13 protein-coding genes are annotated in these 13,815 nt (G+C 64.2%); 8 read left to right on the top strand and 5 right to left on the bottom strand.

The window, feature by feature from the left end; all coding sequences use genetic code 11:
- Positions 1-71: 71 nt before the first annotated feature.
- The 7 genes from JQC81_RS12890 (at position 72) to JQC81_RS12860 (ending at position 5,651) form a co-directional block, all read left to right on the top strand.
- On the top strand, positions 72-1,073 hold the full coding sequence (locus tag JQC81_RS12890; RefSeq protein WP_203272216.1) for an ABC transporter substrate-binding protein: 1,002 nt from the start codon (positions 72-74) through the stop codon (positions 1,071-1,073).
- 39 nt (positions 1,074-1,112) lie between these two features.
- On the top strand, positions 1,113-1,892 hold the full coding sequence (locus tag JQC81_RS12885; RefSeq protein ID WP_203272215.1) for an ABC transporter ATP-binding protein: 780 nt from the start codon (positions 1,113-1,115) through the stop codon (positions 1,890-1,892).
- Complete coding sequence (locus JQC81_RS12880; protein WP_203272214.1) at positions 1,892-2,713, top strand: ABC transporter permease; 822 nt, start codon at positions 1,892-1,894, stop codon at positions 2,711-2,713. The genes JQC81_RS12885 and JQC81_RS12880 overlap by 1 nt, the downstream gene beginning before the upstream one ends.
- Positions 2,714-2,816: 103 nt before the next feature.
- Positions 2,817-3,350 carry a MarR family winged helix-turn-helix transcriptional regulator gene (locus JQC81_RS12875; RefSeq protein ID WP_203272213.1) on the top strand — a complete coding sequence of 178 codons (534 nt, stop codon included), beginning with the start codon at positions 2,817-2,819 and terminating at the stop codon, positions 3,348-3,350.
- Between the two features lie 85 nt (positions 3,351-3,435).
- Positions 3,436-4,359 (top strand): DMT family transporter, encoded by a 924-nt coding sequence (locus JQC81_RS12870; RefSeq protein WP_203272212.1) that lies wholly within the window; start codon positions 3,436-3,438, stop codon positions 4,357-4,359.
- On the top strand, positions 4,356-4,661 hold the full coding sequence (locus JQC81_RS12865; protein ID WP_203272211.1) for a TfoX/Sxy family protein: 306 nt from the start codon (positions 4,356-4,358) through the stop codon (positions 4,659-4,661). Before JQC81_RS12870 ends, JQC81_RS12865 begins: the two co-directional genes overlap by 4 nt.
- A 24-nt stretch (positions 4,662-4,685) precedes the next feature.
- Complete coding sequence (locus JQC81_RS12860) at positions 4,686-5,651, top strand: 2-hydroxyacid dehydrogenase (protein WP_203272210.1); 966 nt, start codon at positions 4,686-4,688, stop codon at positions 5,649-5,651.
- A gap of 174 nt (positions 5,652-5,825) precedes the next feature.
- Here the strand turns inward: JQC81_RS12860 and JQC81_RS12855 are convergent, their stop codons facing one another.
- Positions 5,826-6,569: an SDR family oxidoreductase gene (locus JQC81_RS12855; RefSeq protein WP_203272209.1), complete on the bottom strand. Its 744-nt coding sequence runs from the start codon at positions 6,567-6,569 to the stop codon at positions 5,826-5,828.
- A gap of 18 nt (positions 6,570-6,587) precedes the next feature.
- A complete protein-coding gene (locus JQC81_RS12850; RefSeq protein WP_203272208.1) occupies positions 6,588-8,396 on the bottom strand; it encodes an IlvD/Edd family dehydratase in 1,809 nt (602 codons plus the stop codon).
- A 234-nt stretch (positions 8,397-8,630) separates the two neighbouring features.
- Here JQC81_RS12850 and JQC81_RS12845 point away from each other — a divergent pair, with 234 nt between their 5' ends.
- Complete coding sequence (locus JQC81_RS12845; RefSeq protein ID WP_203272207.1) at positions 8,631-9,230, top strand: hypothetical protein; 600 nt, start codon at positions 8,631-8,633, stop codon at positions 9,228-9,230.
- Between the two features lie 6 nt (positions 9,231-9,236).
- Here the strand turns inward: JQC81_RS12845 and JQC81_RS12840 are convergent, their stop codons facing one another.
- The 3 genes from JQC81_RS12840 to JQC81_RS12830 all read right to left on the bottom strand — a co-directional run bounded on the left by JQC81_RS12840 (position 9,237) and on the right by JQC81_RS12830 (position 13,415).
- Positions 9,237-10,085, bottom strand: coding sequence for a tellurite resistance TerB family protein (locus JQC81_RS12840; protein ID WP_203272206.1), 849 nt, complete (start codon positions 10,083-10,085; stop codon positions 9,237-9,239).
- A gap of 102 nt (positions 10,086-10,187) precedes the next feature.
- Positions 10,188-12,359 (bottom strand): TRAP transporter permease, encoded by a 2,172-nt coding sequence (locus JQC81_RS12835; protein ID WP_203272205.1) that lies wholly within the window; start codon positions 12,357-12,359, stop codon positions 10,188-10,190.
- Between the two features lie 78 nt (positions 12,360-12,437).
- The gene (locus JQC81_RS12830; RefSeq protein WP_203272204.1) at positions 12,438-13,415 is read right to left on the bottom strand and encodes a TAXI family TRAP transporter solute-binding subunit; all 978 of its coding nucleotides are present in this window, start codon (positions 13,413-13,415) and stop codon (positions 12,438-12,440) included.
- Between the last annotated feature and the right edge of the window lie 400 nt (positions 13,416-13,815).

The raw sequence follows: 13,815 nt of genomic DNA, 5'->3' as shown, positions 1-13,815 counted from the left end.
CCATCGAACCGCGCAGAAGCTGTGCCTCGGAAAGCTGGCCGTTGACCATGGCCTGCGGAGGGTGAGTGCCGATGAAGCTGAACGCCTGGATCATGGGAGCGCTTGCAGCCTGCTTGGGCGGAACCGCCCTGGCGCAGCCGCTGACGGAAGTGACCTTCGGCACCAACTGGCTCGCACAGGGCGAGCATGGCGGCTATTACCAAGCTCTCGCCGACGGCACTTACGAGAAGTACGGCCTGAAGGTCACCATCGTGCCGGGCGGCCCACGGGCCAGCAACCGCATGCTCATGACGGTCGGCAAGCTCGATTTCTACATGGGCGGCAGCATGATCCAAGCCTTCTCGGCGGTGGAGAAGGACATCCCGACCATCGTCGTCGCGGCCCACTTCCAGAAGGAGCCGCAGGTGCTCATGAGCCATCCTGGCCAGGGGCTCGACACCTTCGCGGATCTGAAGACATCCAACGACATCCTGCTCTCCAAGGATGCGGCCGCCACCTTCTTCCAGTGGATGAAGGCCGAGCACGGCTTCAGGGACGAACAGGTGAAGCCTTTCGGCTTCAACCCGGCGCCTTTCATCGCCAACAAGCGAGCCGTGCAGCAGGGCTATGTCACGTCGGAGCCACTCACCATCGAGAAGGCCGCAGGCTTCAAGCCCAATGTTTTCCTGCTCGCCGATCACGGCTTCAGCTCCTATTCCACCACAGTCGAGACGCGCCGCGAGATGGTGGAGAAGAACCTCGACCTCGTGCAGCGCTTCGTCGATGCCTCCACCATCGGCTGGTACAATTATCTGTATGCCGATAACGCCAAGGCCAGGGAACTCATCAAACGCGACAACCCGGAGATGACCGACGAACTGCTGGCTTATTCCCATGCCAAGATGAAGGAGTACGGCATCGTCGATTCCGGCGACGCGCAAACGCTCGGCATCGGCGCCATGACGGATGCGCGCATGAAGGACTTCTTCGACAAGATGGTGAAGGCCGGTCTCTTCAAGCCCGATCTCGACTACCGCAAAGCCTATACGCTCCAGTTCGTGAACAAGGGCGTTGGCATGAGCTTGAGAAAATAGAGGAATGCGGCGCCGGCTCACACGGCGCTGCTGGATCCCATGAACGCGCCCGCATCCACGCTCGTTTCCCTGCATGGCGTCAGCAAGGTGTTCGCCAATGGCGTGACGGCGCTATACGGCTTCGATCTCGATATTCGCGCGGGCGAATTCGTGTCGCTCCTCGGCCCTTCCGGTTGCGGGAAGTCGACGGCGCTGCGCCTCATCGCCGGACTGGCCGAGCCGACCGCAGGACACGTGACGTGGCCGGGCTCTGCCCATGAGGATCACCGCAGCGAGATCGGCTTCGTGTTTCAGGAACCGACGCTGATGCCCTGGGCGAATGTTGCGGATAATGTCTGGCTGCCGCTGCGCCTGCGCGGCCTGTCGCGACGAGACGCGCAGGAGCGCATCGCCGAAAGCCTCGCGCTCGTCGGCCTGCAGGATTTCGCGAAAGCGTACCCGCGCGAGCTTTCGGGCGGCATGAAGATGCGCGTGTCGATTGCGCGGGCGCTCTCCCTGAGACCACGCCTGCTCCTCATGGACGAGCCTTTCGCGGCGCTTGACGAGATCACGCGTTTCAAACTGAACGACGATCTCCTCAAGCTGCAGAATGATCTGCGTTGCACGATCATGTTCGTGACGCACTCGGTCTATGAGAGCGCCTATCTGTCAAGCCGCATCGCCATCATGTCTCCGCGTCCCGGACGCGTCGTTGCGGAGGTCGTCGGCGAAATGCCAGGGCCACGTGCGAAAGATTTCCGCACCAGCCCCCGCTATGCGGCCCTATGCGGAGAGATCTCGCAGATCCTGCTGGAGCAGAGTGCAGAGGAGCACGCGTGATGACAGCGTCCTCCAGTCCCTTGAGAATTATCCTGCCGGTGATGATCTTCGCGGCGGTGATCGCATCTTGGGAAGCCGCGGTGCGCTTGAGTGGCATCCCGCCCTACATCCTGCCGGCCCCAAGCCTGATCGGCACGACCATGGTGACCGACTGGCCGCTCCTGCAGGCTTCGCTGCTGACGACGTTACAGACGACGCTTCTCGGGCTTGTTCTGGCCGTGCTCGGCGGCGTCCTTCTCGCCGTCATCCTGAGCCTGTCGCGGATCGTGGAATACTCGCTCTATCCCTTTGCGGTCGTGCTGCAGGTCACGCCGGTCATTGCCATCGCGCCGCTGCTCCTGATCTACATGCCGCAGGATGTGGCGGTTCTCACCTGCGCCTGGCTCGTTGCCTTCTTTCCGGTTCTGTCGAACACGATGCTCGGGCTGCAATCGGTCGACCGCAACCTAATGGAACTGTTCGCGCTCTACGGCGCGCCTGCATCCCGCAGGCCCCTTGCGCGCTTCCGGTCCAGGCTCAAGGCCCTGTGGTACCTGCGCCGTCCGGCCGCCCTGCCGGCCTTCCTGGCGGGGTTGAGGATCGCCGGCGGGCTCTCGCTCATCGGCGCTGTGGTGGCCGAGATGGCGGCAGGCTCCGCCGGCGCAGGCTCGGGACTGGCTTACCGCATCATTGAGAGCCAGTACCGTCTCAACATCCCCCGTCTCTTTGCAGCCCTCGTGCTCCTGGCCCTCACCGGCATCGGCCTCTACCTCCTGCTCGCAGGCATCAGCCACCTGCTGCTCCGCCGCTGGCACGAAAGTGCCCTCACGATGCAGAGATGACCGGCAGATTTCCTTAGCCTGTGAACAATGAGCCGGCTTGTCATCGTACCGTCATGACTCCCGGTCATGGTACAGAAGGCAACGCTTCGAGCAGCGAGGGACCATGGACACCGACAACAAGCATCCGGGCACCAAGAGCGTCGGATGGGCTCTGGTTCAAGCCTCGCGCCTGCATCGAAGCCGCACGGGCGACAAGCTCTCCGAACTCGGCCTGTTCGCCGGCCAGGAGCAGGTGCTCCAGGCATTGGGCAATTCCGGTCCCATGACCATGGGCGAACTCGCGGCCATCCTGCGGGTGCGCCCGCCGACTGCCTCCAAGACGGTCTCGCGCCTGTCGGCCCTCAAGCTGGTGGAGCGCCACACGGAGCCGGGCGACGCCCGGGTCGTACGGGTGAAGCTCACCAAGGAGGGCAAGCGCAAGGCCGCTGCCATCGACGCTCTCTGGGACGAGGTCGAGGGCGAGTTGCTCCAAGGCTTCGACAACAAGGACCGCAAGCGCCTGCGCAAGCTCCTGCGCCGCGCCGCCAAGAACCTCGCCGGCTTCACCGGTGCCGATCAGACCGGCTTCGAGACCGAGAGCGACGACGAGGTCGACGGGCTTGAGGCCAGCGAGCCGGAGCTGGCCGCAACGGCCTGACGACCACGCACCCTTGTCTGCGGCGCACGAGGGGCGTGCGCTGCGGGTATTCGCATCGGGATGAAGCTGCGGCTAGCATCGTCTGATGGCCGATACCGTCTCCATGTCCCAGCCCACGCCAGTCTCGCAGCGCCGTAACCGCATGATCGGCATCGGCCTCATGTGCGCGGCCCTGTTCTGCTTCTCCTGTCTCGATGCCACGGCCAAATGGGTGAACCAATCCGTCGACCCCATGGTGACGGTCTGGGCCCGCTACATGTCGGCGGCCCTGCTCACGTTCCTGGTCATCAACCCGCGCACCCAGCCGGGAGCGCTCAGGACGCGCCGCCTTCCCCTTCAGCTCCTCCGCTCCTTTCTGCTCCTCGCCTCGACCCTGTGCAATTTCCTTGCCCTGAAGTACCTGCAGTTGGTGGAGACCCAATCCATCATTTTCGCGACGCCCCTGCTGGTGGCCCTGCTGGCGGCCCCCATCCTGGGAGAGCGCATCGGCTGGCAGCGTCTGACCGCCATCGCGGTCGGGTTCGTCGGCATTCTGGTCATCACACGGCCAGGCCTCGGCACCATGCATCCCGCAGCCCTGCTGTCGCTAGCGGGCTCCGTGGCCTATGCCTTCTACAACATCGTGACCCGCATGCTCGCCTCGAGCGATTCGATTGCGACCACGACGCTCTATTCGAGCGTCGCCGGCATCGTGCTCGTGACACCGGCCCTGCCCTGGATCTGGTCCACGCCCTCGTCGCCGCTCGTCTGGTTTCTCCTGGCCACAACAGGCTTCTATGGCGCCTTCGGCCACTGGCTGCTGGTTCTTGCCCATGCCCGAGCCCCGGCGGCGATCCTGGCGCCCTTCATCTACAGCCAGATCGTCTGGATGCTCGCGCTCGGCTACATCCTGTTCGGCGACTGGCCCGATTCTTGGACCTTCGTCGGGGCTGGAATCGTGATCGCATCGAGGCTCTACTTGCTCTCCCGCGAACGCGCGAAACGAAACCAGCCGGAGACGCCTTCATGAGCGATGCCCCCGTCGATACCCTGCCCGGGGTCGGACCCGTCACGCAGGGCTGGCTGAGGGAGGCGGGCATCCGGACCGAGGGCGAGTTGCGCTCCATCGGGGCTGTCGAGGCCTATCGTCGCCTCAAGTTCATGGTGCCCCGCCAGGTCAACCTCAATGCTCTCTATGCCCTGGAGGCGGCCCTGCGCGGTTGCCATTGGCTCGACCTGCCCCAGGATGTGAAGACCGCACTCCAGCAGCAGGCCAAAACCATCGACGAGGCCCTGCGCCGCGGTGCCGCCGCACGCTGCGCCATTCCCTGATCCCAGACAGCAACAGGAAACCCCATGAGCCGCACCGACATCCTGATGACCGCGCCGATGATGCCGATCGTAATCGACACGCTGGAGAAAGCCTGCACGCTGCATCGGCTCTGGGAGCAGCCGGACCAGGAGGCGTTTCTCAAGGAAGTCGGCCCGCGCATCCGCGGCGTTGCCACCAGCACCCTCTACGGACGCCTCGAGGCTTCGCTCCTCGACCGGCTGCCGAATGTGGAGATTATCTCGAGCTTCGGCGTCGGCTACGACAACGTCGATGCGGTGGAGGCAGCCCGGCGCGGCATCGTCGTCACCAACACGCCCGGCGTTCTCGATGACGAGGTGGCGGACCTCACCATCGGCCTGCTGCTGGCAACCCTGCGCAAGATCCCGCAGGCCGACCGTTACTTACGCGAGGGGCAATGGCTGAAAGCCTCCTTCCCGCTCTCGACAACCTTACGTGAGCGGAAGGTCGGCATCGTCGGTCTCGGGCGCATCGGCAAGGCCATCGCACGGCGCCTCGCGGGCTTCGACGTGAGCATCGCCTATCACGGGCGCACGCAGCAGGATGACGTGGCCTATCCCTATCATCCGACGGTCACCGGCCTCGCGGAGGCGTGCGACGTGCTCATCGTCATCACGCCGGGAGGCGCCGCGACACGCCATCTGATCAATGCGGATGTGCTGAAGGCTCTCGGCCCCAACGGCGTGCTGATCAACGTGGCGCGCGGCACCGTGGTGGACGAGCAGGCGCTGATCGAGGCCCTCAGGTCCGGAACCATTCTCAGTGCCGGCCTCGACGTTTATGAGGATGAGCCGCGCGTGCCGCAGGAGCTGATCGATATGGAGCACGTGGTGCTCCTGCCCCACATCGCGTCCGCCTCGGTCCATACCCGCAACGCCATGGGCAAGCTCGTGGCCGACAACATCGTCTCGTGGGTTGAGGGCAAGGGACCGCTGACGCCGGTGCCGGAGACGCCTTACAAAGCTGGATAGTCCAAACCTTTTCCTGACATCGCCTCTTCGTCATCCCCGGACTTGTTCTGGGGATCCACGTCTTTGTCGCCGATGAAGACGTGATGGCCGGGACAAGCCCGGCCATGACGAGGAGGGTGTCATTCCCGGCCTACAGCCGCCGGGGATGACACTTGGCGCTTATGAGGAGCGACGCTAAAGCGCAAACCCACCATCGACTAGGTGGATATGCCCGGTCGTGTAGCTCGCCTCATCCGACGCGAGATACACGGCAAGCGCCGCCACCTCTTCCGCCGTGCCGAGCCGGCCCATGGGCTGGCGGTCGACGAAGGCTTGGCGCACAGTCTCCAGGCTCTGGCCGGAGCTCTCGGCCTGGGCGGCGATCCGCTCGTCAAGCGACGGCGATTGGATCGTGCCGGGGCAGATCGCATTGGCCCGGATGCCGCGCTTGATGAAATCGGCCGCCACGGCCTTGGTGAGGCCGATCACCGCCGCCTTCGTCGTGCCGTACACATAGCGGTTGGGAATGCCGCGCACGGAGGAGGCACCGGACGCGATATTGACGATCGACCCGCGGCCCCTCTCCAGCATGCCCGGCAGCACCGCCCTGATCGTGCGGTGCATGGACCGCACGTTCAGGTCGAAGGAAAAGTCCCAATCCTTGTCCGAACATTCGAGGATCGTGCCGTGATGCACGAAGCCCGCCGCATTGACGAGGATGTCGAAGGATCCGGCCTCCGTCACGAGTTGCTCGACGCCTTCATTCGAGAGCACGTCGAGCCTGCGCTTCTGCGCGCCCTCGAGCCCCTCCAGCTTCGCCACATCCAGGTCCGTCGCCCAGACCGTCGCGCTCTCGCGGAGGAAAGCCTCCGCAATGGCGCGTCCGATCCCCTGCCCTGCCGCCGTCACGAGGGCGGTCTTTCCTTGAAGCCTGTTCATGACTGCCCTCGCTGCTCGCTAGTGATTGTCGCGCGGCACGCCGAAGGTCTGCGCGACCTTCTGGTACTTCACGGCCGGCTTCAGGGTCATGCCCTCGGAGAGCTGATCGACCATGGAGCGCTGGATCTCCTGCCAGGGCGTCTGGCTCGCCGGATAGGCATAGCCGCCCCGCGCCTCAAGATCGGCGCGACGCTTCTCCAGCTCTTCCGGTGAGAGAAGAATGTCGGCGCTGCGCTTATTGAGATCGATGCGGATGCGATCGCCCGACTGCAGCAGCGCCAGCCCGCCGCCGACAGCAGCCTCCGGCGAGGCATTCAGGATCGACGGCGTGCCGGATGTGCCGGACTGACGGCCGTCGCCGATGCACGGCAACGAGAGAACGCCGCGTTTGATGAGCGAGCCCGGAGGCTGCATGTTCACCACTTCGGCCGCACCTGGATAACCGACAGGACCAGCGCCGCGCATGATCAGGATCGTGTGCTCGTCGATGTTGAGCGCCGGATCGTCGATGCGGTGGTGATAATCCTCCGGCCCGTCGAACACGACGACGCGGCCCTCGAAGGCGTTCGGATCCTCCGGATTGTTGAGATAGCGCTCTTGGAATTCGGGGCTGATCACGCTCGTCTTCATGATCGCGGAATCGAACAGCGTGCCCTTCAGATTCAAGAAGCCGGCCTTCTCCTTCAACGGATTGTCGTAGGAGCGGATCACGTCGTGATCCCAGGTGTGCTTGCCGCGGCAATTCTCGCCGATGGTGGTACCGGTGCAGGTGAGCGCATCCTCGTGGATCTTGCCGGCCCCGATCAGCTCGGCCATCACGGCCGGCAGGCCGCCGGCGCGGAAGTATTCCTCGCCAAGATATTCGCCCGCAGGCTGCACGTTCACGAGCAGCGGGATCTCGAAGCCGATTCGTTCCCAGTCGTCACAATCGAGCGGCACGCCGATATGCTTGGCAATCGCGTTGATGTGGATCGGCGCATTGGTGGAGCCGCCGATCGCCGCATTGGCGACGATCACGTTCTCGAACGCCTCGCGGGTCATGATGTCGGAGGGCTTCAGATCCTCCCACACCATGTCGACGATGCGCCTGCCCGTCTCATAGGCCATCTGCCCGCGCTCGCGGTAAGGCGCGGGAACGGCCGCCGAACCCGGCAGCGACATGCCGAGCGCCTCGGCCAGCGCGTTCATCGTAGAAGCGGTGCCCATGGTGTTGCAGTGACCGACGGAGGGAGCCGAAGAGCCGACGATGTCGATGAATTGCTGATAGTCGATGTCGCCGGCCGCATGGCGCTCGCGCGCCTTCCACACGATAGTGCCGGAGCCTGTGCGCTCGCCCTGGTGCCAACCGTTGAGCATCGGCCCGACATTGAGCGAGATCGCCGGAATGTTCACGGTGGCCGCCGCCATGAGGCAGGCCGGCATGGTCTTGTCGCAGCCGGTGAGCAGCACGACACCATCGAGCGGATAGCCGTACAGCACCTCGACGAGGGAGAGATAGGCGAGGTTGCGGTCGAGGCAGGCGGTCGGACGCTTGCCGGTCTCCTGAATCGGGTGGCACGGGAACTCGAAGGCGACGCCGCCGGCCGCCGTGATGCCGTCGCGCACGCGCTTGGCGAGATCGAGATGGTGCCGGTTGCAAGGGGACAGGTCGGAGCCCGTCTGCGCGATGCCGATGATCGGCTTCTTGCCCTGCAGCTCCTTGCCCGTGAGGCCGAAGTTCAGGTAGCGCTCCAGGTACAGCGCCGTCATGCCCGGATTGTCCGGATTGTCGAACCACAGCCGTGAGCGAAGCTGATCGGGAGTGCGACGGTGAGGCCTCTCAGCCATTCTTCATGTCCTTTTGGAGATCGGTGATCGGATCGACGGGTATTTGATCCGGGACAGAGGGCAAGATCAACCATCCCCTGACGAAAGTTGCCGCTAAGCCTTGAGAAATATTTTCATCGAAGCTCAGCCTCAGGGTCGAGCCGGCATTTTCAAGATAAGTGCATCGCGTTATAGAATTTCATATAGAGACTCATCACTTGAGCTTGCCCACATCCAACCCCGAGCAGCCCAGCCATGTTTCGATACGCGCTCCTTCCGATCCTTGCGGTCTCTTTTGTGTCGACGGCTTCAGCGAATGACTGCCCAACGGCACAGACAGCGAAGCTGGGCTATATTCTGGAGCAGCAGGGAACCACCGCCGAGGTTCGGCCAGCCCCGAACCATTTCGTCCATGTGGTGAATTCGTACCCGAGCGGAAAGAAGCAGCACGTTCTCTACTACCGGGGCTTCTTCCCGATCAGCCGCTTCGACGACACAGCGCGCAGCATCAACATTCCGGTCTCGGATTTGCGAACCGTGTTCCCTCTCGAGCTGAAGGCTCGCCGCGCCATTACCTATGCGTTAGCTCAGCCCGAGAAGATTGGTGCCCTGGTATCTCTCGAACTCACCGTGACAGGCCAGGAGCAGTTCCAGCTCGGCTCCTGCTCCTACAACGTGCTGATCGTGCGCAACCGCTATCTCAATGCCGAGGGCAAGGTCACGTCCGAAGTGACGGACCTGTATTCGCCCGATCTCGGCTTCGTGCTGGCCAAGCGCTACGAGGAGGGAGGCGGCAGGCAGACCACGGTAAAGTACCAGACCATCAGGCCCCTGGGGAAAACCTCGCCGCTCTGACGCGCTTCAGCTCAGCGCGCCTGCCGTATCGTCGATCTGCGCTCTGACGGCCGGATCGAGATCGAGCGCCTCTGCCAGCTGGTTCAGGAACTCGCGCTCCTGGATGGTGTCGGGATCGATGGCGATGCGGGCTGCCGAATAGACCTGAGCGGCCTTTTCCGGATCGTTCACGTTCGCGGCAAGCTCCTCCACATCGGCGGGAGAGGCCATCTCGGTGTCGAGCCAGCGGGTCGCCTCCGGATCGATTCCGGCTTCGGTCAGGCCTTTGACGATTCGCGACCGCTCCGCCTCGTCGATATGCCCATCGGCCGCTGCGGCAGCCACCATGGTGCGCAGGAACAGGAGCGCATCGTCCTCGGTCTGGGATACGGGGTGGAAACGCGAGGTTTCCGGCACACTGAGGGCGGATTGCTCAACCGCTTGATACGCCTGGGATGCGGGCATCTCGGCCGCTGCGGCCTGGGTCCCGTCCATGGTCGGGACGGTTGCCCCGCCTGCCCCGCCAGCGGCGGAGCCCTTGGCCGCCTGCTGGTTCTGATAGGCCCTGTAGGCCAGCCCGCCGATCACCGCGAGCCCGCCGAGCTTGACCAAGTTGCCGGTGAGCTTGCTCTTCTTGCGTCCTCTGAACAGGAGCCCGGCCAGGCCGACGAGCGCCGTCTGGGTCAGACCCGGATGCTGCGTGGCGAAGTCCTTGGCCTTCTGGAGGAGCTGATCGGGCGACTGGCCGGTGACCTGGGTGACGCCTCTCTCGACCTGCTGCCGCACGCCCCCTTGCGCCGGCTGGCCCGGGTTTGACGGGTCGGGGCGGCCGATGGTTCCGATGAATGCGTCCAACAGCTTCCGGTAATCGACCATGCGGCCCTCCTGCGATCTTTGCACCAAGCCAAGAACAACGGGAGCGCCGCCGAATGGTTCAGGTTCCCAAACTGCGAGGGCCTGCAACAACGCCCCACCTCGTCAGGCGGGTTTCGCCACCGCGGCAGTCCGAGCCTTGAGAATTTGGGACACGGCGACCGGTGCCGCCATGGCAAGGCCGATCAGGGTTGTCCGCGGATCGGGGGCGATGATAGGCAGGGCCGCAAGGCCGATGAGCCAGCGCTCCCAGGCCCGCATTGCGGCCAGCCCATAGCCGGCGAAGGCTGCCGACAGGAACATGATGCCCGTGACGGCGCCGCCCACGACGAAAAGGAACCCAGGCCACGTGAACTCGGGGGTGACGAGGAGCATGGCCGGCCCGTAGACGAAGACGAACGGCACCAGCACCTTGCCGAGCCCGAGGCGGAACGCCGTATTGCCCGTTCTGAACGGGTCGGCGCCTGCCATGCTGGCCCCCGCATAGGCCGCCAGCGCCACAGGCGGCGTGATGTCGGCGAGCACCCCGTAATAGAACACGAAGAAGTGCGCCACGAGCGGCTGGACGCCGAGAAGGCCGAGAGCGGGCGCCGCCACCGTCACCATGATGATGTAGTTCGCCGTGGTCGGCACGCCGCAGCCCAGAAGGATGCAGACGATCGCCGTCATCAACAGGGTGAAGAACAGCGTCATCCCCTGCACATCGGTCAGCGCCAACGGGATCAAGTCCGTGAAGGTCTGCGCCAGCTGGGCCGCGAAGGACGTGACGATGAAGGAGATCTTGAAGCCCACGCCCGTGAGCGTGACGATGCCCACGATGATGCCCACCGTCGCCGCGGCCGCGCCGACGCCGATGGCGTATTTCGCTCCGACCACGAAGGCGTCGATCAGGTCGAACACCACCGCCTTGCCGGCCTCGCTCCTGACGAAGGTATAGACCAGAAGCGCCAGCACGAAGGCCAGCACCGGCCCTACGAAGATGAGCTGCGTGAGCACGCCTGTGGCAATGCCCGCAACGACGGCGGCGAGGAAACCAAGGGTGATGACCGGCACCCGCGAGGCGCCGACGACGAGGCAGGCGGTGATGCCCCAGAAGGCCGCGAGATAGGGGGTGAAGCCGGAGAACAGAACGATCAGCAGCACCGCCAGGGGCATGATGGTCTGCCATCCCTCGCGGATGACCTGGGCGGCCTTCGGCAATTCCTCCGCGGGCAGCCCCTTCAGGCCCGACCGCTTGGCCTCGAGATGAACCTGCATGAACACGCCGAAAAAATGCATGCATGCCGGCACGAGCGCCGCCAGGATGATGGTCTGGTACGACATGTTCAGGAACTCGACCATCAGGAAGGCCGCGGCCCCCATGATCGGCGGCGTGATCTGGCCGCCGGTCGAGGCAGCGGATTCGACCGCGGCCGCGAAATGGCGCTGGTAGCCGACCCGGATCATGGCCGGGATCGTGAGCGAGCCGACCGTCACCGTGTTGGCGATGGACGAGCCGGAGATCATTCCGAACAGAGCCGATCCGAAGATCGACACCTTCGCCGGTCCGCCGGCAAAGCGCCCCGCGACGACGGTGGCGAGATCGATGAAGAGCTTGCCTAGGCCGACCCGCGTCGCCAGCACGCCGAAGAGCACGTAGTGGAACACGTAGGTGGCCACAACTCCAAGGGCGATGCCATAGATGCCCTGGCTCGTGAGATAGAGGTGGTTGACGATGTTGGACCACGACGCGCCGGGATGCTGAAGGATGCCGGGCATCGAGGGACCGAAATAGGCGTAGAGCATCACGCCGATCGAGATGACCGGGAGCGGCCACCCCACCGAGCGGCGTGTCGCCTCCAGCAACACGAGGATCAGGATCGTGCCCATGACCACGTCGGTCGTGGACGGATTGCCGACGCGGAACGCCAGCTCGTTGAAGATCCACGGAACATAGAGGCTCGCGGCTGCCGCCGCGATGGCGAACGCCCAATCCACAAGCGAGATGCTGCCCGGGCGCCACCAGTTCGACGGGGCGATCCGCTCATAATCCTTCTTGGATGCCGAGAAGACGAGGAAGATCAGGCCGAGCACGAAGGCCATGTGGATGCCGCGATGGGTCGCCTCGCGCAGCAATCCGAATCCGGCCGTGTAATAGTGGAAGAACGAGAGAGCCAACAGAAGGCCTGCCACCAGCCACGCGGTCCCTGTAGGCAAGGGCCGGAAGCGCATCTCGGGATCGAACTTCTCCTCGAGGCTGCGATCCTCAATGAGCGTCTGGGCATCGGTAGCGGTCATGGTGGGGTCTCGGGCTGGAAGCAAAGCGCCTCCCGCGACGTCCGCCGCGGGAGGCTTGGATTAACAGTCAGAGGAGAATCAGCCCTTGAGGAGGCCGGCTTCCTTGTAGAAGCGCTCGGCGCCCGGATGGACCGGGATGCCGGCGCCGGCGAGCGCGGTGTCCTTGCGGATCAGCTTGCCCTTGGCATGACCGGCATCCAGAGCCGCACGGGTCTTGTCGCTCCAGAGGCCCTTCACGACGTCGTAGACGACCGTGTCGGGCACCTTGGCGGAGGTGACCCACTGGGCGCCCACCGCAAGCGTCTTCACCGCGCCGACATCCTTGTAGGTTCCGGCCGGGATCTCGTCGGCGGCGAAGAAGCTGTACTGCTTGCGGATCGCCTCCGCCTCGGCCCCGGACAGGGGAACGAGATCGATGCCGCCGCCCGTGGCGGCGAGTTCCGTGATGGCGCTGGTTGGGTAGCCGCCGACGAAGAAGAAGGCATCCAGTCCGCCGTCACGCATGCGCTCGGCCGCCTGGTTGGGCTTCAGGAAGTCGGCCTTCACGTCTGATTCCTTAAGACCCCAGCCGGAGAGGATGATCCTGGCATCCACGAGCGTGCCCGAGCCCGGCTCGTCAAGAGAGACGCGCTTGCCCTTGAGATCGGCAACGGACTTGATGTTGGCGGACTTCGCCGCCACGAGATGAATGCTCTCAGGGTAGAGATTGGCCAGAAGGCGCAGATCCTCGATCTTTCCCTTGCCCTCGAAGAGACCTGTTCCGGTATAGGCCCAATAGGCCACGTCCGCCTGGCTGAAGCCGGATTCGAGCGCGCCCGACGCGATGGAGTTCACGTTGGCCACCGAACCGTTGGAGGCCTGGGCCGTCAGAACGAGGCGGGGCGGATTCGACACCGCATTCGCGATGAGCCCGCCGACGGGGTAATAGGTGCCAGCCGTGCCGCCTGTTCCAATCCTGAAGAAGGCAGGCGCTTGTGCGAAGGCATTGCGGCCGAGAGCCGCTGCGGCGCCCAGTCCGAGGCCGATCTTGGCCAAGTCGCGGCGTGTCATGGTCATGGACATGTACTCCCCTCGTGAAGGATAGACCGCTTCCGATACGGTTCCGCTCCACTCTAACGGGAATTCTGTCTTCGTCTACGGCCGTTGGCAGTGACCTATTGAGGAGGGTTGGCCCCTGACCGAATTTATCTTGATATCAGACGAAGACTAGCGTGCCGATGAGCTCTTGCGCGTCTCGGCTGTCACTATGCGCAAGGCTTCTTGTATTCTGCGGCTGTATCTGGTTCGGCCGTCCCCGGACTTCTTCAGCGATTTGGCCGCGTCTGTTGAGTTCAAGCCGGGTCCAGACATGACGAAGCCCCCATGGTTTCCCGTGGGGGCTTGTGTTGTGTGTAGTGTGTTTTGGTTGCGGGGACAGGATTTGAACCTGTGACCTTCAGGTTATGAGCCTGACGAG

The organism is Microvirga arabica, assembly GCF_016811235.1.
GTDB classification, from domain to species: Bacteria; Pseudomonadota; Alphaproteobacteria; order Rhizobiales; family Beijerinckiaceae; genus Microvirga; species Microvirga arabica.
This window is presented reverse-complemented; position numbering and strand designations above follow the sequence as displayed.